General features: G+C 68.6%; 20 protein-coding genes and 2 pseudogenes. 10 read left to right on the top strand and 12 right to left on the bottom strand.

From position 1 onward, the window contains the following. The 5 genes from AU072_RS15050 to AU072_RS15030 all read right to left on the bottom strand — a co-directional run. Positions 1-1469, bottom strand: a 1469-nt coding sequence (locus AU072_RS15050) for an FAD-binding protein (protein WP_064414512.1), incomplete at its 3' end; no start/stop codon positions are given. Further along, complete coding sequence (locus tag AU072_RS15045; protein WP_064414511.1) at positions 1466-1936, bottom strand: VOC family protein; 471 nt, start codon at positions 1934-1936, stop codon at positions 1466-1468. The genes AU072_RS15045 and AU072_RS15050, both read right to left, overlap by 4 nt. A 50-nt stretch (positions 1937-1986) precedes the next feature. Next, on the bottom strand, positions 1987-2625 hold the full coding sequence (locus AU072_RS15040; RefSeq protein ID WP_064414510.1) for an SRPBCC family protein: 639 nt from the start codon (positions 2623-2625) through the stop codon (positions 1987-1989). Next, positions 2622-2960, bottom strand: coding sequence for an ArsR/SmtB family transcription factor (locus AU072_RS15035; RefSeq protein ID WP_064349856.1), 339 nt, complete (start codon positions 2958-2960; stop codon positions 2622-2624). Before AU072_RS15035 ends, AU072_RS15040 begins: the two co-directional genes overlap by 4 nt. A gap of 31 nt (positions 2961-2991) precedes the next feature. Beyond that, complete coding sequence (locus tag AU072_RS15030; protein WP_064414509.1) at positions 2992-3678, bottom strand: TetR/AcrR family transcriptional regulator; 687 nt, start codon at positions 3676-3678, stop codon at positions 2992-2994. A 101-nt stretch (positions 3679-3779) separates the two neighbouring features. Here AU072_RS15030 and AU072_RS15025 point away from each other — a divergent pair, with 101 nt between their 5' ends. Then, entirely contained in the window at positions 3780-4223 is a 444-nt protein-coding gene (locus AU072_RS15025; RefSeq protein WP_064414508.1) for a nitroreductase/quinone reductase family protein, read from the top strand. On the opposite strand, the gene AU072_RS15020 is transcribed toward AU072_RS15025, so the two are convergent. From AU072_RS15020 to AU072_RS15005, 4 genes are all read right to left on the bottom strand, one after another. Continuing rightward, positions 4220-4915 (bottom strand): Rv1815 family serine proteinase, encoded by a 696-nt coding sequence (locus AU072_RS15020; RefSeq protein WP_064414507.1) that lies wholly within the window; start codon positions 4913-4915, stop codon positions 4220-4222. The two genes, AU072_RS15025 and AU072_RS15020, sit on opposite strands and share 4 nt — an antisense overlap. Before the next feature lie 184 nt (positions 4916-5099). Continuing rightward, positions 5100-6518, bottom strand: coding sequence for an NAD(P)/FAD-dependent oxidoreductase (locus tag AU072_RS15015; RefSeq protein WP_064414506.1), 1419 nt, complete (start codon positions 6516-6518; stop codon positions 5100-5102). A gap of 37 nt (positions 6519-6555) precedes the next feature. Beyond that, entirely contained in the window at positions 6556-7443 is an 888-nt protein-coding gene (locus tag AU072_RS15010) for a sterol desaturase family protein (protein WP_064414525.1), read from the bottom strand. Between the two features lie 70 nt (positions 7444-7513). Further along, positions 7514-9064 carry a carboxylesterase/lipase family protein gene (locus tag AU072_RS15005; protein WP_064414505.1) on the bottom strand — a complete coding sequence of 517 codons (1551 nt, stop codon included), beginning with the start codon at positions 9062-9064 and terminating at the stop codon, positions 7514-7516. A 145-nt stretch (positions 9065-9209) separates the two neighbouring features. On the opposite strand from AU072_RS15005, the gene AU072_RS15000 reads away from it, so the two are divergent. Further along, positions 9210-9545: a DMT family transporter gene (locus AU072_RS15000; protein ID WP_064414504.1), complete on the top strand. Its 336-nt coding sequence runs from the start codon at positions 9210-9212 to the stop codon at positions 9543-9545. Continuing rightward, positions 9545-9868 (top strand): DMT family transporter, encoded by a 324-nt coding sequence (locus AU072_RS14995; RefSeq protein WP_064349843.1) that lies wholly within the window; start codon positions 9545-9547, stop codon positions 9866-9868. The genes AU072_RS15000 and AU072_RS14995 overlap by 1 nt, the downstream gene beginning before the upstream one ends. Here the strand turns inward: AU072_RS14995 and AU072_RS14990 are convergent. Next, the gene (locus AU072_RS14990) at positions 9837-11036 is read right to left on the bottom strand and encodes an MFS transporter (RefSeq protein WP_064414503.1); all 1200 of its coding nucleotides are present in this window, start codon (positions 11034-11036) and stop codon (positions 9837-9839) included. The two genes, AU072_RS14995 and AU072_RS14990, sit on opposite strands and share 32 nt — an antisense overlap. A 118-nt stretch (positions 11037-11154) precedes the next feature. Between AU072_RS14990 and malQ the strand changes: the two genes are divergently transcribed. Then, entirely contained in the window at positions 11155-13278 is a 2124-nt protein-coding gene (gene malQ / locus AU072_RS14985) for a 4-alpha-glucanotransferase (protein WP_064414502.1), read from the top strand. A 77-nt stretch (positions 13279-13355) separates the two neighbouring features. Next, positions 13356-13766, top strand: coding sequence for a hypothetical protein (locus tag AU072_RS14980; RefSeq protein ID WP_064414501.1), 411 nt, complete (start codon positions 13356-13358; stop codon positions 13764-13766). Between the two features lie 6 nt (positions 13767-13772). Here the strand turns inward: AU072_RS14980 and AU072_RS14975 are convergent, their stop codons facing one another. Both AU072_RS14975 and AU072_RS14970 read right to left on the bottom strand, forming a co-directional pair. Next, positions 13773-14207: an SRPBCC family protein gene (locus tag AU072_RS14975; protein WP_064414500.1), complete on the bottom strand. Its 435-nt coding sequence runs from the start codon at positions 14205-14207 to the stop codon at positions 13773-13775. A 3-nt stretch (positions 14208-14210) separates the two neighbouring features. Continuing rightward, complete coding sequence (locus AU072_RS14970) at positions 14211-15056, bottom strand: lysophospholipid acyltransferase family protein (protein ID WP_064414524.1); 846 nt, start codon at positions 15054-15056, stop codon at positions 14211-14213. 87 nt (positions 15057-15143) lie between these two features. On the opposite strand from AU072_RS14970, the gene AU072_RS14965 reads away from it, so the two are divergent. From AU072_RS14965 to AU072_RS27635, 5 genes and pseudogenes are all read left to right on the top strand, one after another. Next, positions 15144-16070 carry a metal-dependent hydrolase gene (locus AU072_RS14965; RefSeq protein WP_064414523.1) on the top strand — a complete coding sequence of 309 codons (927 nt, stop codon included), beginning with the start codon at positions 15144-15146 and terminating at the stop codon, positions 16068-16070. Beyond that, the gene (locus AU072_RS14960; protein ID WP_064414499.1) at positions 16070-17176 is read left to right on the top strand and encodes a PDR/VanB family oxidoreductase; all 1107 of its coding nucleotides are present in this window, start codon (positions 16070-16072) and stop codon (positions 17174-17176) included. The genes AU072_RS14965 and AU072_RS14960 overlap by 1 nt, the downstream gene beginning before the upstream one ends. 20 nt (positions 17177-17196) lie before the next feature. After that, positions 17197-18482, top strand: a pseudogene (locus AU072_RS14955) (serine/threonine-protein kinase). After that, positions 18479-19366 carry an LLM class F420-dependent oxidoreductase gene (locus tag AU072_RS14950; RefSeq protein ID WP_064414498.1) on the top strand — a complete coding sequence of 296 codons (888 nt, stop codon included), beginning with the start codon at positions 18479-18481 and terminating at the stop codon, positions 19364-19366. Before AU072_RS14955 ends, AU072_RS14950 begins: the two are co-directional and overlap by 4 nt. Next, positions 19324-19755, top strand: a pseudogene (locus AU072_RS27635) (nuclear transport factor 2 family protein); the annotation flags it as partial. The gene AU072_RS14950 and the pseudogene AU072_RS27635, both read left to right, overlap by 43 nt. Positions 19756-19760: the final 5 nt, after the last annotated feature.

Raw genomic sequence — 19760 nt, 5'->3', positions numbered from 1 at the left:
GCATGGTTACCCGCCCGCCGCCCGAAGAACGACCCCTCGCCGAGTTGGGTGCCGCTGGCGTAGCCCTTACCGTCCTGGGCGATGTTGGACGCGCACGCTCCGGCGGCATAGAGGCCGGGGACGGCGGAGCCGTCCTCGCGCAGAACTTCTCCGTCGATCGACACCGCCAGCCCACCCATGGTGAAGCCGGAGTACATCGCCCGCCCCAGAGACAGGTCGAACGCCGCGAACGGGCCGGTGTCCTGGGCCGCGAGGTACTCGGGTTGTTTGCGGAAGTCGGGATCCTCACCGCGGGCGGCGAATTCGTTGTACCGATTCAGCGTCGCCACCAGGTTCCCCTGCGGAATGCCCAGTGCCGCCTCCATCTCCTCAACGGTTTCCCAGCCGTCGATGAATTTGATCAGCGGCATCTCGGGCATCTCCATGTGGGCCTCGTCGACGACGAGATAGGCGGTCTGCTCCGGCTGTTCGAGTACGAAAGCCGATGTGCGCGAATGGTATGAGTCTTCGGCGACGAAGCGTTGGCCGTCCTTGTTGACGATCACGCCGGTCAGCAGGATCTCCGGCGGATACGCGGCCGCGGTGATGAACAGCTGGTCCATGTTCTTGGCCACGCCGCCCGCCGAGATGCCCATCCGGATGCCCAACCCGTCGTCGTTGGGATTGCCCAGGATGTAGGGCTCCACTTCGCCGTGGTGCTTGGTCTTGCGCTTCTGGCCGAGTGCCGGCGTGAACTCTGCGACCATCTCGGGGTTCATCGCGAACCCACCGGCGGCGATGATCACCGCCTTCGCCTTGATCGGACCGGTCTCGCCGAAGTGCTTCCAGAGCACGCCCGTCACCGACCCGTCCTCGACGACGAGGTTGGTCACCCCGGTCTCGTAGCGGATCTGCACGTCGAGTTCGGTGGCGCGCTTGACCAGCAGGTCGATGACCATCGCCGCACCCCCGAGCTCACCGGGCACCGGCACCGAATGGCCGCGCGGTGCCGGTTTGGCCTGCTCGCAGAACGGCCACACCTTCTCGTTACCCGTGTACGACAGGCCCTCGGTCCCCGGCGGCACCACCACCTTGCCCGGGTAGTAGCTGCGCTCGAACTGAAACCCCAAGTCCTCCAACCAGTTGAAGTGTTCGACGCTGCCGTCGCAGTAGGCGCGGATCTTGTCGAGTTCCGGATCACACGACACCGCGACGAGGTACTTGTACATCTCTTCGGCGCTGTCCTCGTGACCTGTGGCCTGCTGTACCGCGGTCCCGCCACCCAGATAGAAGTGCCCGCCGGCCATCGAGCTCGTCCCGCCCGCATCGGCGGCCTTCTCCAGCACCAGCACCCGAGCGCCCGCGGCCGCGGCACTGACCGCTGCGCAACCGCCAGCGATGCCGAATCCCACGACCACGACATCGAATTCGTCGGACCACGACGCGATATCGGCGGCGTTGACGGTGTCGGGAATCTCGCTGCTGCTCACTGCTGCTCCTGTTTGATGTAGTCGAAGAATGCCCTGATCTCGTCGGGGATGGAGGCGATCTCCAGGTACGGCACACCGGCGGCGGCGATGTAGGCGAACTCCATGCCGCCGGGCATCACGCCACGCTGTACCGCCTCGGCTCCCCGTTCGGCCAGCGCCGCGTCCACGTCGTCGACCTCGATGCAGATGTGGTGCATCCCCGGGCCTACGGTGTCGAGAAAGTCGGTGTAGATGTTGCGCCCGGAGACCGGCGCGATCACTTCCAGCTGCGTGTCGCCGGCGTAGCTCAGCGAGATGTCGGCGACGAAGTCGGCGGGTTCCCCGCGGTACGTGCACGTGTCGGGCGCGAAGTGGACGCCGGGCATGCGCACCCACTTCTTGACGCCCAACATCGAGGTGAGCGCCTCTTCGGTGACGGCGAGGTCCCGCGTCACCCATGCGATCTGGACAGGTGTCTGGGCAAGCATCGCGTCGAGGATATCCGCGGCCCGTCCGAATGGCTAGAACGTGTTCTAGTTCAGGCCTCGCCGTAGTAGGCCTTCAGGCAGCGGTCGGCGGCCTCGCGTGCGGCGGCGGGATCGGCGCCGGACGCGATGTTCGCCTGGTACCAGGCGTCGTTGGACAGCGCCAGGAAGCGCCGACCCTCGTCGGTGGTGACCCACTGTTCCCCGAACTCCGGGTCGACCGCCTCTCCCGTGGACAGATGCAGCGCCAGTCCGAGCACCATGGAATCCCAGCCGATGCCCACGGCGCCGGGACCGAACTGGAGAGATATTTCGTCGCCGACGACGGCGATGTGCTCGATGACCAACTGCGCGCGGTCCGCGCTCTGATCGCGGACGTGGACCTCGATCCAGCTGGTGTTGCCGCCGTACTCCCAGGTGGCGGTGAAGCTCTTCGGCGGGTCGCACGTCAGGATGGTTCCGCCCGCGTTGCCGTGTAGCTGATAACCGCCACCGACCTTCAGGTCGCCGGAGATCGGCATCAACCACCGCGGGATGCGCTCGATATTGGTGACGGCATCCCACAGGTCGGCTTGATCGGTGTCGTAGGTCTGCTTGATCGTCACGACATGCGCCTCGCCCGCGTCGATCGTGCGTTTCCCGACGGTGCGTGCGACGGCGTTGATCTGGTGGTCCACATCGATCTCGGTCATGTTGCCTTCCTTCGTCGTTGTCGCTTTCCCCGCGCGATCTCGGTGCCGAGCGCGTCTAGCTTTGGCGCCCAGAACCGGCGAAAGCCGGCGAGCCACTCGTCGGCGTCGCGCAGCGCTGCGCCGTTGACCGCATAGAGGCGGCGCTGACCCTCCGGTCGCACCGAAGTGAAGCCGTTGTCGCGCAATACTTTCAGGTGCTGCGAGACCGCCGGCTGGGTGATCGCGAACTCGTCTGAAATGGCGGCCGCGATGGCCCCGGCGGGCTGCTCACCGTCGGCCAGCAGTTCGAGGATCCGGCGGCGCACCGGATCGCCGAGGACGTCGAACGCGTGCACCTCTAGAAGTTATAGCCGCAACTTATATAAGTCAATCCTTATCTAATCGCATCGCGTCGATCAGCACGCCGATCTGCAGATCGAGGACCGCCGCGGGATCGCTGAGCGTGTCAGACCCGTACTGCCCGAACACCTCGAGGCTGATCGCCCCGATCAGCGCCGCCCACGCCAGGAAGCTCTTGGCGATCGCGCCGTCGTCACCGGTGAAGTCGAACTCATCGCGCAACGCCTCAAAGTCTGACGACAATGGTTCGCCGACAGCCGTTTTCGATGAGGGGATGTCGCCTGCGGCGATACCGGCGTCGATCACGTCGAACAAGGCGCCGACGACGCGGGTCCCCGGCCCCACAGTGCGCTCGCGCGGGGCGTGGTAACCCGGCACCGGGGTGCCGTACAGCAGTGCCCACGAGGCGGGCCGCTCGACCGCCCAGGTGCGCGCGGCGTGCGCCATCGCGCGGAACTGTTCGTGCCACGCTCGGCGGTCGCTGCGCGCGCGATCGACATGGTCGGCGAGTTCGTCGTATGCATCGACCAGCAGCAGCGTCAACAGTTCGTCACGGCTGGACACGTAGCGGTACACCGCCGAGGACACCATGCCGAGGTCGCGGGCGATCGCCCGCAGCGAGAGCCCGGCCGCCCCGTCGGTCACGAGGTGGCGCCGACCCAGTTCGATGATCTGTGCCTCGATCTTCTGCCGACTCTCGGCCCGCTTGCCCATGCGCCGAGTGTGACACAAAGCGAGATCACTGCTCTTGCTTCTGCACCCCTTCCGTGGCAACGTGGTACCGAGAGCACTGCTCTCAAAGTGAGGAGGTCCCCATGACGAAAACGCGCTACGACGAACCGACGCCGGCCGCCCGCACCGTCAACCATGTGTTCCGCTGGCTGGCCGAGGCCGGTGTCAGCATCGCCGGGACCAGGGCGCTCTCGGTGCGGGGCCGCAAGACGGGCAAGCGCCGACGCGTGGTGGTCAACGTGCTCACCGTCGGCGGCCGCGAGTACCTCGTCTCCCCGCGCGGTCACACCCAGTGGGCCCGCAACGCCAGGGCGGCCGGTGTCGTCGAGGTCGGGCCGCGCTGGCGGCGCCGCGAGGTGCGCATCACCGAGGTGCCCGACGACGCGAAGCCCGAGCTGCTCCGCCGCTACCTCGACCGCTGGTTCTGGGAGGTCAAGGGACACGTCGGCGGCCTGACGCCGTCGTCCACGCCGGACGAGTTGCGCGCCGCGGCGCCGTCGATCCCGGTGTTCGAGCTCTCGCGTTAAGGCAGGGATACGTTGCCGACGGTGGCGGATGCCGCGGAGATGACGTCCTCGCTGGCCTGCTGGCTCGCCGTCTGCCAGGACACCGCTGCCGGATACGTGCCCCAGGTGCTGTTGAACATGCCGATCAGCACCGCCCGGTTGTCGGGGGTGATCACATACACCGGGCCGCCCGAGTCGCCCTTCTGGCTGACCACCCCGTTGGCCATCGTGAACCAGCCGTTGTTGACGGCTTCGACGTTGCCGCAGCTCTCACCGGTCACCACGCCGAAATGACACACCGGCTGGCCGGCCGTCGGCACGACGCCGGGGTCGGCGACCAGCACCTTGCCGCCCGGCAACACGTTGTTGACCGCGACATCGGGTGCCAGGGCGATGGCCTCCCAGTCGGCGATCTGGTGATTGGTGTCGACCGTGGCGCCGTTGGGGGTGTTGTCGCGGTACACCGTCTGCATCCCGATGAGGTTGCCGTTGCGGTCGCGCACCGGCCCACTGCCGCGGCAATGGCCTGCGGTGAACGCAATCCGGGTCGCCGGGTCGACGTACCCCAGGGTGCAGACGTTGTTGTCCTGGCGGATCTCCATGCCGGGGTAGACCAGCACGCCCGGGGTGGCGTGCGCGGGCGCGGAGACCAGCGCAAGCGCGGCGATCGGGGCGGCCACCGCCGCCAGAACCCGTAGCGAGTGTCGGCGCACTGTCGTCTCCGCTCGTCGAGCCGATGAAGGTCCGGTTCCGGCGCGTTGTGAGCCGCTTACCGGGTCGGAGAGCCGACAATCACCGCCCGACCAGGAGCAACCACTCGACGATGGTCCCGTCACTTGCCCATCGGTGAAGGTCACAGAGACGTTACGCCCCGGCCGCGGTTTCGGCACGGGACAGCTACGAATCGAAACCGAGACCTAACGCATCCAACGTCCGCAGGTAGGTGTTCCGGCGCCCGGCCGCGTGGTCCGCGCGGTTTAGCGACCACCGTGTCGCCTGGATGCCGATGGTGGCCATCGGCTCTGGAGGAAACGGCAGCGGGCGCTCGCGCACCATCTGCAGTTCGGTGCGCGAAGTCGGCCGTCCCCCGAGCAGGTCCAGGCAGACGTCGGCGGCGAACCGGGAGGCGCCCACACCGAGTCCGGTGAAGCCGTTGACGTATGCGACGCGGCCGTCCCTGGCCAGCCCCCAATGCGCGCAGAACCGGGTGTTGGTGTCGATCGCACCGGCCCACCGATGGCTGAACCGGACGTTGTCGAGTTGAGGGAAGGTCAGGAAGAAGTGCTCGGCCAGCCGACGGTAGGTCGCGGGCCGGTTCTCATAGCGGGCACGCACCTTGCGCCCGAAGTGGTAGACGGCGTCGTAGCCGCCCCAGACGATCCGGTTGTCCGCGGTGAGGCGGTAGTAGTGAAACTGGTTGGCGCAGTCGTCGATTCCCTGCCGACCCCGCCAGCCGATGCGGGCCAGCTGATCGCCGGTGAGCGGTTCGGTGGCCAGCACGTAGTCGTACACCGGCACCGTGTACAGCCGGTTGCGCTTGAGCAGGCTCGGATAGACGTTCGTCGCGAGCACCGCTTGTCGCGCCGTGACCACCGCCCGCGCGGTCTGCACGCGCAACCCGACGCCACCGGAATCCAGCCGGACGGCGTTGGTGTGCTCGAAGATGCGCACGCCCGCGTTTTGGCAGGCCCTGGCGAGTTCGAACACCAGCTTGGCGGGGTGCACGATCGCGCAGGAGTCGGCGTCGACCAGGCCCGCGAGGTAGGTCGGTGACGCCACCTCGTCACGAACCGCGGAGGTGTCGAGGAAGCGCCCCTCGCCGTCGGCTGCGGCCCGGCGCAGCCACTCGACCTGATGGGGCTCTGTGGCCACCGTCAGCGTGCCGGTGCGCTGCCAGTCGGTGTCGAGGCCCAGCTCCGCGATCTCGGCCTGCATGCCGTCGAGGTTGGCCAGGCCCATCGCCTCGAGAACATCGAACTCGTTGGGCCAGCGCGCCTTTCCGTTGGCCGCGCCGTGCGTCAGGCTGGCGTCGACGAAGCCCCCGTTGCGGCCGGAGGCCGCCCAGCCCACCCGGTTGGCCTCGATCAGCACGATCCGCTGGCCGGGGTCGCGCCGCGCGGCGTGCAGTGCGGTCCACAACCCGGTGTATCCGCCCCCGACGACGATCAGGTCGCAGGTGACGGGCTTGGTCAGGGCGGGGAACTGCGGGCGCGGCGGGCCGATCTGCTCGTCCAGCCACACCGAGCCCAATGTGCTTGTCGCCAGCGCACGTTCGACCAGACCGGCGTCGACCGGTGCGTCGAAGACGGTTCTCACACAGCGGAGACTACGACGCGCAGGGGCGCTGCGCGGCTCAGGCGCTGACCGGGGCCGACTGCTGCTCGGTCACCAGCGGCGGCTGCGCTGGTGCCCACCCGGGTGGGCCGAACATGTACCCCAGCTTGTCGCGCCACCGCCGCGAACGGCGGACGTCACGGGCGATCGCCACGTACTCGTGTGTCTGCAGTGTCCAGATGTTGTAGGTGTCGACCTGCTTGGTCAGCCCGTAGTGCGGGCGGACCGTCTCCGCCGCAAAGCTGCCGAACAGGCGGTCCCACAGGATGAAGATCCCGCCGTAGTTCTTGTCGAGGTACTGCTGGTCCATGCCGTGGTGCACCCGGTGGTGCGACGGCGTGTTGAAGAGGAATTCAATTGGCGCCCAGAGCTTTCCGATGCGCTCGGTGTGGATCCAGAACTGGTAGATCAGGTTGATGGAGAAGCTGGCGAAGACGATCCACGGCGGTACGCCGAACAACGGCAGCAGCGCCCGCAGGAACACGTCACCGCTGATGTTCCACTTCTGGCGCAGCGCGGTGGCGAAGTTGAAGTACTGGCTGGAGTGGTGCGCTTGATGGGTGGCCCAGATCAGCCGCACCCGGTGCGCCATCCGGTGATAGACGTAGTAGAGCAGGTCCACTCCGACGATCGCGATCACCCACGTGTACCACGCGTCGGCGGGTAGCTGCCACGGCGCGACGTAGACGAACAACGCCGCATAGCCCAGCAGCGCGATGAAGTTCAGCAGCCCGCTCGTGCCGATCGAGACCACACCCATCCAGATGCTGGCCCACGCATCGGAGCGGTGATACGCGCCGGCCGGTGCCCGGTCGGCCTCCTCGTGGGCCAGCTTGCGGGCGGCCGCCCACTCGATGACCAGCAGCAACAAGAAGAACGGCACCGCGTAGGTCACGGGATCGTGCATCAACGGCGGCAATACGTGCGAAAGGGCGCCACTCACATCCACTTCGAAACCTCCGGGCAAAGCATACGACTCACCGGAAGCTCAACACCTGATCGCCCCACGCGATGCGCAGATCGCGGTCGAGGTCGTCGACCACGCGGTCCTGGGCGTCGATGAGCAAAGTGGCGCGGTCGGAGGCGCGGTAGGGCCGCCACTGCGGGTCACCGGACAGACCCGCGGGTATGCCGTCGGCGGCGAAGTTGCGCCAGCGTCGCCGGATCCGCGCCGAGATCGTCCTCCCCGTTTTGAGCCCGCCGAGTTTGAAGGTCGGGTCCTTGGGCCCGGCGACGAGATTGCCCCACACGTACGGCAATTCGGTCGCGTGCGCGGCTCCGAGCCGCAACAACCGCAACATCGGGGTGGCGAAGTCGAACCGGTAGAGATACACGGGCGCGACCTCGCGATGGCCCTCGGCGAACCAGACCGACGGCATCCGGAACCCGATGTCGCGCGCGACACCCATACCGATGGTCTTGCCTCGCCCCCGGTAGGCCGCGCGGATCTGCTGTTCGTCGGGAAGCTGCAGGTCGGGTTGCTCGGCCGCGATCTCGGCGAACATCGCGCGGATCGCCTTCGGTGTGATCGGCATCAACGGCGACTTCATCCAGCGGAACAGCGCGGCTTCGTGCTTGTTGGTGCCGATGATCAGTGGCACCGGGTGGGTGCGCGCGTCCCGGGCGAGCTGAACCGGGTGCGCAGGCACCACATCGCCGTCGATGATCGGTGCGAACGCCAGCGTGCCGGGGGTGCTGACCGGGATGTGGTCGAACACGTGCCTGGAGGCGGTCATCAGCGCCGAGGTGGGGATCGAGACCAACTGCTGGGCGTCGTCGGATCGCAGCCCCAGCCGGTCGAGGAACAGCGCCGCCACCCGTTGCGAGCGCTCGCGGTCGTAGACCGAGGTTGCCGGTGAGCTCTGCGCGATCGCCGCGCAGAACAGGCCGGCAGCGGCCGGGCTGGCCAGCAGCGTGGTGATGATCCCGGCGCCGGCCGATTCCCCGAAAACGGTGACGCGGTTCGGGTCTCCCCCGAAACCCGCGATGTTGTCGCGGACCCATTGCAGTGCAAACAGCACGTCGCGCAGGCCGAGGTTGGTGGCGAAGTCGTCGCGCACCGCCGACAGGTCCAGGAAGCCCAGCGCCCCCAGGCGGTAGTTCACCGTGACGATCACGGCGTCGCCGTCGGCCGCGAGCGCGCGGCCGTGATACAGCGGCTGCGCCGACGAACCGAGGACGTAGGCGCCGCCGTGCACCCACACCATCACCGGTTTGCCCGCGCCGGACTCGGTGTCCGATGCCGCCCACACGTTGAGGCTCAGGCAGTCGTCGCCCTGCGGCGCACCGAGGTCGATCGGGATCCGCGGATCCGTCGGCTGCGGGCACACCGGGCCGACCCTGGTGCCATCCGCCGGTTCGGACCAGCGCCGCGGAGGTTGGGGCGCCCGCCACCGCAGCTCACCCGCAGGCGGGGCGGCGAACCGGATCCCCTTCCAGACCTTCACGGTGCCGTCGTCGAGGCCGCGGACCGGTCCGTACGCGGTGTCGACGACGGGCGCGTCGGTGCCTCCTGCCTCTGCGGTCACCGGAACTCCACGACGTCGGGCACGGGACTCCTCCTATCGATCGAACACAGCGAGTTCAGGCTACGCGCGGCTGCGAACAGGCCACCTGGTCAGCGTTTTCGCCGCCCGGCGGGGGCAAAGTCGCCCGGTCGGCTAGCTTGATCGCGTGCAGAAGTGGGCCTTGCTGGCCGGTGCGATCATCGTCGAGGTCGCCGCGACCCTGTCGCTGCGGGCGTCCCAGGATCATTCGGCGTGGCTTCTCGTCGTCGTCGGGGGCTACATCGCGGCCTTCACGTTCCTGACGCTGGTCTTGCGCGCCGGAGTTCCGGTCGGGGTGGCGTACGGAATCTGGGGAGCCGTCGGCACGGCCGGCACCGCGGTGCTGGCCGCTGTGCTGTTCGGCGACCCGTTCACCTGGCCTATCGTCGCGGGCATCGGTCTGATCATCGCCGGCGTGCTGCTGATCGAGTTCGGATCGCACCGGGCGGTCGAACAGCGGTGATGTACTGGACTTTGGCGGCCGCGATCGCCTTCGAGGTGTTCGCGACGTTGTCGCTGCGGGCATCGGAGGGGTTCCGCAAGAAGGCCTGGATCGCGCCGATCGTCCTGGGATACCTGGCGTCCTTCTATCTGCTGTGGCTGACCCTGGGCCTGGGGATGCCGGTCGGCATCGCCTACGGCGTGTGGACGGCCTGCGGCGTGGCGCTGGTCGCGGTCATCGCGCGCTTCGTGTTCGCCGAAGCGCTGACCTGGGTGATGGCCTTGGGCATCGCACTCGTCGTCGGCGGCGTGCTCACGATCGAGCTCGCCGGCGTCGCGCACTGATCACGCCCGACAACACCACGACTACGACGCCGGCGATCGGCACGGCGAGCAGGCCGATCCGCAGGCTCGTCGCGTCGGCGATGAGTCCGACGAGTATCGGGGCACCGAAGAACCCGATGCGCATCAACCAGGTGAGAATCGTGAGCCCGCTGCCCGGCCGCAGGCCCGGCAGTTGATCGGCGGCGTGCATCGCCGACGGCACCAGCGTCGCCGCGCCGAGGCCGGCCATCGCGAAACCGGCGATCGTGCCGGGAACGGACGGGAACGCCAGCGCCAGACCCATGCCGATCGCGGTGATCGCACCACCCGAACGGACCACGGCGCGTGCCCCGAACCGGTCGACCAGCCGGTCGCCGACCAGTCGCCCGATGAACAGGAAGGTGACGGCGACGATGTAGCCCGTCACCGCGATCGGCCCGGACGCGCCGAATACGTCCCGCAGATACAAGACCGCCCAGGAGTTGCCGGCGTCCTCGACCGTCGCACCGGCCACCGCGATGAGCACCAGGGCGAGCAGAGCGGCGTACACCGCAGCGCCGGCGCTGCCGGCACGGTCGGCGCGCGCCTCCCGGTGGTCTTCGTGATCGGGCCCGGGCAGCAGATAGCGGTACGCGACGAGAACGACCACGCTGCACAGCACTGCGGAGAAGCCGAGATGCAGCGCGCGCGGGACACCCAACACGACCGCCGCCCCGCCCATCACGCCGCCGATGATCGCGCCCGCGGCCCACACCGCGTGCAGCGAGTTGATGATCGAGCGACCGTAGATGCGCTGCACGCGCAACCCGTGGGCGTTCTGCGCGACGTCGGTCACCGCATCGCAGGCACCCGCCGCGAACAGCCCGGCGGCGAACAACACCGGCGAGGTCGCCACGCCCGCGAGCACCACGAAGACCCCGATCCCGATGGTGCCGACGACAGCCACCCGCGACGAGCGGTAGCGGCGGATGAGCGCGGCCGCGGTCAACCCGGCCGCCAGCGCCCCCGCCGAGAACGCGGCGACAGCCGCGCCGTAGGCCGAATTCGACAGCCCCAGATCGGTCTTGATCTCGGGGTAGCGCGGCACCAGATTGGCGAACACGGCGCCGTTGGTCAAGAACAGCGCCGCCACCGCGATCCGGGCCCGACGACTCTGCGCCTCGGCCGTCTCCTGCCGGTCGGGCGCCATACCGGCCGACACTACCCAGCGGGCCGACGCGCATTGAGCGCCGGTTGAGTTCGCGCAGATCGGGTATGAGCGAGCCTGTGATGAGACGTGGCGGCCGATTCCGGGCAAGATTGGCGACATGACAGGGCCCGCCGCGTCGCTAGTGGAGTTGGCGCGACGCTACGGTGTCGCAACCGATTACGAAGACTGGACGGGCTCGCGCGTCAGCGTGGCCTCCTCGACGCTGATCTCGGTGCTGGCCGCATTGGGCGTCCCCGCTGCCACCGAGGACGACCGCGCCGCCGCACTCGCCGCGCACGACCGCGAATACTGGTCGCGCCACCTTCCGCCGACGATCATCGGTCGCACCGGTGTGACTTCGACGTTCTGGGTGCACGTCACGCACGGCGACCCGGTGTCGCTGCGGATCCTGCTGGAGGACGGGTCGGTGCGGACGGGCCTGCGTCAACTCGAAAACAACAGGCCCCCTTATGAATTGGACGGCAGACTGGTCGGCGAGGCGACCTTCGAGACGCCCGCCGACCTGCCGATCGGCTATCACCGCCTCGAACTGCACGCCGACGGGGCGGAGTTCAGCACCCCGCTGATCGTCTCCCCCGCGTCACTACAGGCCCCATCGGGCAGGACCTGGGGTCTGGCCACCCAGCTCTACAGTGTGCGGTCCGAAAGATCCTGGGGCATCGGCGATCTGACCGATCTGACCGACCTGGCGGTATGGTCAGCGGCCCGGCACGCCGCGGGATTCATCCTCGTCAATCCCCTGCACGCGGCCGCACCGGTCGCGCCGATGGAACCGTCGCCCTACCTGCCGACCTCCCGCCGGTTCGTCAACCCGATCTATCTGCGGGTGGAAGCGATCCCCGAATACGCCTATGTCCGCCGCCGCAACCGGTTACGCAAGCTGCGTGAGGCCGTGCAGTCCCGAGCCGACCGCGCCGAGCAGGTCGAGCGCGACGCCGCGTGGAAGGCCAAGCGCTCGGCGCTGGAGGCGGTCTACGAGGCACCGCGCTCGGCGGGTCGGGAACTGGCCTACGCCGCTTACCGGGAGCGCGAGGGCACCAGCCTCGACGACTTCGCCACCTGGTGTGCCCTGGCGCAACGGTATGGCGCCGACTGGCACCGGTGGCCCGAGGAACTGCAGCATCCGGCGGGCGAAGCCGTCGCGGCCTTCGCCGCCGAGCACCCCGACGACGTCGACTTCCACCGCTGGCTGCAGTGGCAGCTCGACGACCAGCTCACCGCGGCGCAGGCCACCGCGCTGCAGACGGGAATGAACCTGGGCATCATGCACGACCTCGCAGTGGGCGTGGATCCCAACGGCGCGGACTCGTGGGCCCTGCAGGACGTGCTCGCGCTCGGCGTCACGGCGGGCGCTCCTCCCGACGAGTTCAACCAGCTCGGGCAGGACTGGTCGCAACCGCCGTGGCGCCCCGACCAACTCGAGAGGCTGGCCTACGAGCCGTTCCGTGCACTCGTCAACGCGGTGCTGCGGCATGCGGGAGGTGTGCGGATCGACCACATCATCGGGCTGTTCCGGCTGTGGTGGATCCCGAACGGGGCGCGGCCCACCGACGGCACCTATGTGCGCTACGACCACGAGGCGATGATCGGCATCGTGGCGCTCGAGGCCCACCGGGCGGGAGCCGTCGTGGTCGGCGAGGACCTCGGCACCGTCGAACCGTGGGTAAGGGACTATCTGCACGAACGCGGGCTGTTCGGCACCTCGATCCTGTGGTTCGAAGCCGACCGCGACGGGGACGGCGGCCCGCTGCCCGCCGAGCGGTGGCGCGAGTACTGCCTGTCGGCCGTCACCACGCACGACCTGCCCCCCACGGCCGGCTATCTGGCCGGCGAACACGTCCGCCTGCGCGACGAACTCGGGTTGCTGACGCGGCCCGCCGCCGAGGAGTTGGCCGACGACCGCGAGCAACAGGACAGATGGCTGGACGAACTGCGCCGTGTCGGGCTCCTGGACACCGAGGCCGACACCGCCGCGATCGTCGAGGCCCTGCATCGTTATCTCGGCCGCACACCGTCGCGGTTGCTGTCGCTGTCACTGGCTGACGCCGTCGGCGACCTGCGCACCCAGAACCAGCCCGGAACCACCGACGAGTATCCGAACTGGCGGGTGCCGCTGGCCGGTCCCGACGGTAAGAAGCTGCTGCTCGAGGACGTCTTCGACGACGTCACCGCGGCGCGGCTCGGCGAAGTCATGCGAGAAGCGGTGCGCCCGACGGTGTAACGCGGACGGCTTCTGCTCCGGTTTCACATTCGTCACGGCTGCGATATGTTCGCAGCGCAGCGACCTGAGGAGATCACGTGAACAAGCTTGTTGTGCTCAGCGGCGGGCTCGTGGCTGTCGGTTCGGCGGCACTCGTCGGCGCCGGCATCGCGATGTCGCAACCGAGCACGTTGAACGTGGTCGGCGAACCGTACAACCGGGCGCTGCAGATCCTGAAGTCCCAGGGCGTCAAGGCCTACTTCGGCGGTTCGGTCGGCAGCGTGCTGCCCCAGGCGGAGTGCCTGGTCGACCAGCAGAAGATCACCTCGGGCGGCCGGATGTTGCTGATGCTGGACTGCAGCCAGAAGGCGGCGGACCTGATCGCCGAGCAGGGTCCCTCGGGCGGCCCGACGGTCGGCCGGAACGGCGTCACGACCGTGACCCCGACCCCGGTGGTGCCGATCCAGGGCGCCCCCGGCGCAGGCACCCCGCCGCCACCGGCGGGCTGAAACAGTTCAGCCCTCCACCATGCGGCGCAGGTTGGTCAACGTCCGGCTCATCGTGCGGCCGACCTGGCGCGCGGCCACCCGGTCGGCGATCAGGCCCAAGAGGTTGCCCGCGGACTCGTAGGACAACCGGAACGTCACCTTGGTGCGCCCGTCCCCGGTGTCACGCAGCCGGAACCGGCCACGCTGTGAGACCCCGGTGATCCCGATCCACGACACCTCACGCGGTGCGTCGAACTCGACGACCTCCACGGTGCCGCCGATCGGCACCGAACCGACCTTCCAGTGCACGGTGTAGCGGGACCCGAGCCCGGCGGGCGCATCGGTCAGCATCTCCCAGCGCTCCAGGCTGGCCATGAACTCCGGATAGCACCCCGGGTCGCTGACCACCTCCCACACCTGGTCGCGGTCGGCGTCGATGACGCACTGGCGTTGAACCCTCATGTCTCAGCCCAGAACCGGGAAGCGTCGTCCGGCGGCCAACCTGTCGACTCCTGCCTGCAGGCTGCTCAACACCTTGTCGTTGATGACGTCGTCGTCACTGGCCGCGATGTCGTCGGCGTCGATCGGATCCTGAACTTCGATCGCGATCTTCGTCGGCAGCGGCAGCCGCGGGATGAAGTCGCTGACGGTCAGCCCCCACGGCGGCGCCAGCAGGATGGGCACGCTCTTGAGGCGGGCCAGCCGGTCCACCATCAGCAGTCGCGCCAACCATTGGCCGCGGTCGAGGAACAATGCGGCTTCCTGACCGCCGACGCTGGCGACGGGCACGATCGGCACACCCGCTTCGCGGGCCAGCTTCACGTAACCCTTGCGGCCGCCGAAGTCGACCTCGTGCCGCTGCCACGACGGGCGGAACACCTCGTAGTCGCCGCCCGGGTAGACCAGAAGAGCCCCGCCGGACTCCAGCGCCAACTTGGCGTTGTCGTGGTTGGCGGCCACGGTGCCGAACTTGCGTAGCGAACCCAGGCCCGGCATCGAAACCACGAGATTGTGTGCGAGCTGGTAGAAGGGCCGCTCGACGCCGAAGTACGAGCTGAACGCCAACGTGAACACGAACGTGTCCGGCGGAAGGTTGCCGCCGCTGTGGTTGCCCACCAACAGGACCGGGCCCTCGGCGGGGATGCGGTCCAGGCCGCGGACGTCGGCGCGGAAGTACAACGAGGCCAGCAGCCACAGACCCGGTAACTGCTCGCGGATGTAGTCGGGGTCGCGCTGGTCCAGGTCGGCCTTCGGGACCCGCAGCGCCACCTGCTGTTTGGCCCACCCGAGGAGGTCGTCGATCGCCACCATGAACGTGTTATAGACACGGGCCGCGAACCGCAAACCTGCGTTCCCACTTACCGCACGTAGACTGTGCGGCACGAAGGAGGAGCCGAGATGGCATTGTCGCCGGCCCAACCCGGGGCTCTACGTCCGCGCCGCTTCACCCGCGAGGTCGACCCCGGGCCCGTCCAGATCCAGGCCCGCAAGGTCCACTTCGACCTCTCCGGTGTCCCGCTCGAGTGGATTCCCGGCCACCCGGTGGCCTCCACGATGATCAACCTGTTCAACGTGGTGTTGCCCGCCGCCGAGCACTGGTTCGTCCGCACCTACAACGAGGCGCTCCCACTCGTCAGAGATCCCAAGCTCGCCGACGACATCCGCGGCTTCATCGGCCAGGAGGCGACGCACGCCGCGGCCCACGACGACGTGATCTCCGACTTCCTCATCGGCAACGGGGTCGACCCGAAACCCATGCTCGACCTCGTCGGCTACATGTTCGAAAAAGTCCTGGCGCCAAAGGATTTCGACGACCCGCAGCGGCGCCTGAGCAACCTGTGTGAGCGGCTGTGGCTGATCGCGGCGATCGAGCACTACACCGCGGTGCTCGGCGACTTCGCGCTGAACTCCACGTGGGACGACCACGGCGCGGACCCCACCCTGGTCGACCTGTTCCGCTGGCACGGCAGCGAAGAGGTCGAGCATCGCTGCGTCGCCCACGACGTCGCGGTCTACTTCCACGACAGCTATCCCGACCGGATCCGGGCGATGACGGTCGCCGCGACGGCGATGTTCACCTTCTTCCAACGCGGCACCTGGTACCTGCTGAAGTCCGACCCCAACAGTGACATCGGCTGGTTCGAGATGCAGCGACTGCGGATGCGGGACTCCGAACTCGGCCTGCTGCCCAAGTTCCGGACCCTGTTCGGGACGAACACGCTGTCCTACTTCCGCCCCGGCTACTCGCCCGAGGACATGGGCTCGACCGCCCAGGCCGTGGCCTACCTGGCCACCTCACCCGCCGCGCGCGCCGCGCACCGTTGATGGGTCTGCGCGAACGCTACCGGCAACTGCCCGCCCATCCGCTGCGGCCGGGACGGCGCTACGCCATGATCGGCATCGCCGACGTCGTGATCAACGGAATGGAAGCGCTGGCCGGCGCCGTCCGCAAGGTCACACCGCCCCGCGAGTTCGACCGCACCCTGGTTCTGCGGGTCGCCGACCGTGAGGTGGTGGCCCGCGACGAGAACGTCGTGGCACTGACGCTGGTCGCCGCCGACGGCGAACCGCTGCCCCGGTGGCATCCCGGCTCGCACATTGACATCACGCTGCCCAGCGGGCTGGTGCGGCAGTACTCGCTGTGCGGCGATCCCGGCCACACCGACAGCTATCGCATCGCGGTGCGCCGCATTCCCGACGGCGGCGGCGGTTCGATCGAGGTGCACCGGGCGCTGAGCCCGGGTGCGACCGTGACGTCGCACGGGCCCCGTAACGCGTTCCCGCTGACGGTGCCCGGCTACGGCTCCCCCACCCGGCAGCTGAGGTTCGTCGCCGGCGGCATCGGCATCACCCCGATCCTGCCGATGCTGCGACTGGCGCAGGTGCTCGATGTGGAGTGGTCGATGGTGTACACGGGGCGCAGCCGCGACAGCCTCCCGTTCGTCGACGAGGTCGCCCGGTTCGGCTCTCGCGTGCAGATCCGCACCGACGACGTCGACGGACTGCCCAGCGCCGACGACCTTCTCGGCGACTGCCCCGACGGCACCGCGGTCTACGCGTGCGGTCCGGCGCCGATGTTGACCGTCATCCGCGAGCGGCTGGTCGGGTGCGACAACGTGGAACTGCATTTCGAACGGTTCGCCGCCCCGCCCGTCGAGGACGGCACCAACTTCTCGGTGACCGTGGCCTCACGCGGCCAGACCATCGATGTCAGAGCCGACGAGACGCTGCTCGCGGCGCTGCGCAGATCCGGTGTGCCCGCCCCGTACTCCTGTCAGCAGGGCTTCTGCGGTACGTGTCGCAGCCGGGTGCTTGCCGGCTCGGTCGACCACCGCGACACGCTGCTCACCGACACCGAACGCGACGGCGGGCTGATGCTGATCTGCATCTCCCGCGCCGCTGAAGGTTCCCATCTCACACTCGATCTGTAGTCGTCTCGTACTATTCGGCCATGCCGTTGGCCGAGGGGGCGACTTTCGCCGGATACACCATCGTGCGTTTACTCGGCTCCGGCGGAATGGGCGAGGTCTACCTGGCCCAGCATCCGCGCCTCCCCCGACGCGACGCGCTCAAGGTGCTTCCCGCGTCGGTGTCGGCCGACGACGAGTACCGCAGGCGGTTCCAGCGCGAGGCCGACATCGCGGCCACGCTGTGGCATCCGCACATCGTCGGGATCCACGATCGTGGCGAGGCCGACGGCCAGATCTGGATCTCGATGGATTACGTCGACGGCACCGACGCGGCGCAACTGCTCAAGGAGCATCATCCCAACGGCATGCCTCCGCAGGAGGTCGCCGCGATCGTCACCGCCATCGCCGACGCCCTCGACTACGCCCACCAGGGCGGTCTGCTGCACCGCGATGTGAAACCCGCCAACATCCTGCTCGCCCGGCCCGAGACCGACGATCGACGAATCCTGTTGGCCGACTTCGGGATCGCCCGCTGGGCCGACGACGTCAGCGGTCTCACCGCGACCAACATGACGGTGGGCACGGTGTCCTACGCGGCGCCCGAGCAGTTGATGGGCGAGACGCTCGACGGCCGAGCAGACCAGTATGCGTTGGCCGCCACCGCGTTTCACCTGCTGACCGGTTCGCCGCCGTTTCGCAACTCGAATCCGGCCGTGGTCATCAGCCAGCACCTGTCGGCGTCGCCGCCGGCGATCGGCACCCGCCGACCGGACCTGGCGAACCTGGATCCCGTGCTGGCCAAGGCGATGTCCAAGAACCCCAAAGACCGGTTCGAGCGCTGCGCGGACTTCGCCAGGGCGCTCGGCCACCACCTCGGTGTCGCCGCGGCGGTGACGAAGCGGCGGTGGTGGACCTGCCCGGGGCGTTCGCGCGTTCCTCGCCGAACAGGAAGGCCGCCACCACGACAGACGCCCCCACGACCACCGCAACCGACGACGACACCACCGCCACGACAACGGCGCCGTCATCGCCCGCCGACGACTCCGCCGCGGTCATCGGGGCCAACTGCTCCCCCGAGGGCGCGACCGCCCAGACCGCCGACGGCTCGACCGCCTACTGCTCGACACTGCAGAGCACGGGCGCCACGATCTGGTCGCTGACCGAGGGCGACGTCCCGAGCCCGACGGTCACCACCGAGGCGACCGAGCCGCCGCTGCCGATCGCCGAGGAATCGCCCGTTCGGGTGTGCATGGAGCAGACCGGTCAGACCCGCCGCGAGTGTCGAAGAGACATCCGGGAGAGCAACGGTTTGCCGCCGCTGCCATGAAATACGCCGTCGTTGCGCCCGTTGCGGCGGGCGTCACCGCAGACCCCGCCTTCATGGCCGCGTTCGCCGCGCATCTGGAGGCCTGCGGGTTCGAGTCACTGGTCGTGGTCGAGCACACCGTCCTGATGTCGCGGTACACCAGCGTCTACCCCTACGACGAGTCCGGTCGGGTCGAACTGCCCGCCGACTGCGCCGTGCCCGATCCGCTCGACCTGCTCGCCTTCCTGGCCGGTCACACCCGGCGACTCGGGCTGGCCACCGGCGTGCTCGTGCTGCCCAACCACCACCCGGTGGTGCTGGCCAAGCGGGCGGCCACGGTCGACGTGCTCTCCGGCGGGCGACTGCGGCTGTGCGTGGGAATGGGTTGGCTCAAAGAGGAGATCGAGGCGTGCGGAGCCGACTTCGCAAGCCGGGGCCGGCGCGCCGACGAGCAACTGGCCGTGCTGCGGCTGCTGTGGCAGGACCGTCCCGAAGGAGCCGACTTCCACGGCGAGTTCTTCGATTTCGACAACGCCATGTGCTATCCGAAACCTCTGGCGCACATACCGATTCACATCGGTGGGCACAGCAGGGCGGCGGCCAGGCGGGCCGGCAGGCTCGGTGACGGGTTCCAACCGCTCGGCGTGGGTGGCGCCGAGTTGGCCGAACTGGTCTCGCTGATGCGCGAGGAGGCCGAACGATGCGGGCGCGACCCCGATGCGCTGGAGCTCTCGCTCGGACACCTGGTCACCAAGATCGACGCTGAGCGGGCGGCCAAACTCGAGGCGCACGGTGCGGACCGCGCGATCCTGGCCATGCCGCCGACGACCGATATCGACGAAGCGCGCGACGTGTTGTCCGCATGCGCGCAGCGGCTCGGGCTGACCTCCATGGGCTCCTCATGAGGCTCAGTACCGCCGACCGACTGGCGCTGGCCGACCTGGTGCACGTCTACGCCTCGGCCGTCGACGACCGCCGATTCGACGACGTCGTCGAGCTGTTCACCGAGAACGCCGAGCTGCGGCTGCCCGACCCACCACGCACGCTGGAGCCGGTGCGCCGCCACCATGGCCGCGACGGGGTGCGCGCGGCGATGGCCTCGCTGGCCGCTGTGGCCAGGACCGAACATGCGATCGTCGGCGAGGTGTACGCCGCAGCCGACGAAGCCGACTACGCGCTCAGGCGCATCACCTGTATCGCCCACCATTGGACGGTCAGCGACGGTCAGGCGTCCGATCTGGTGTGGCATCTGCGCTACGACGACGAGTATCTGCGGACGCGGGCGGGCTGGCGCATCCA

Origin of the sequence: Mycolicibacterium novocastrense (assembly GCF_001499835.1) — a bacterium.
GTDB classification, from domain to species: domain Bacteria; phylum Actinomycetota; class Actinomycetes; order Mycobacteriales; family Mycobacteriaceae; genus Mycobacterium; species Mycobacterium novocastrense.
This window is presented reverse-complemented; position numbering and strand designations above follow the sequence as displayed.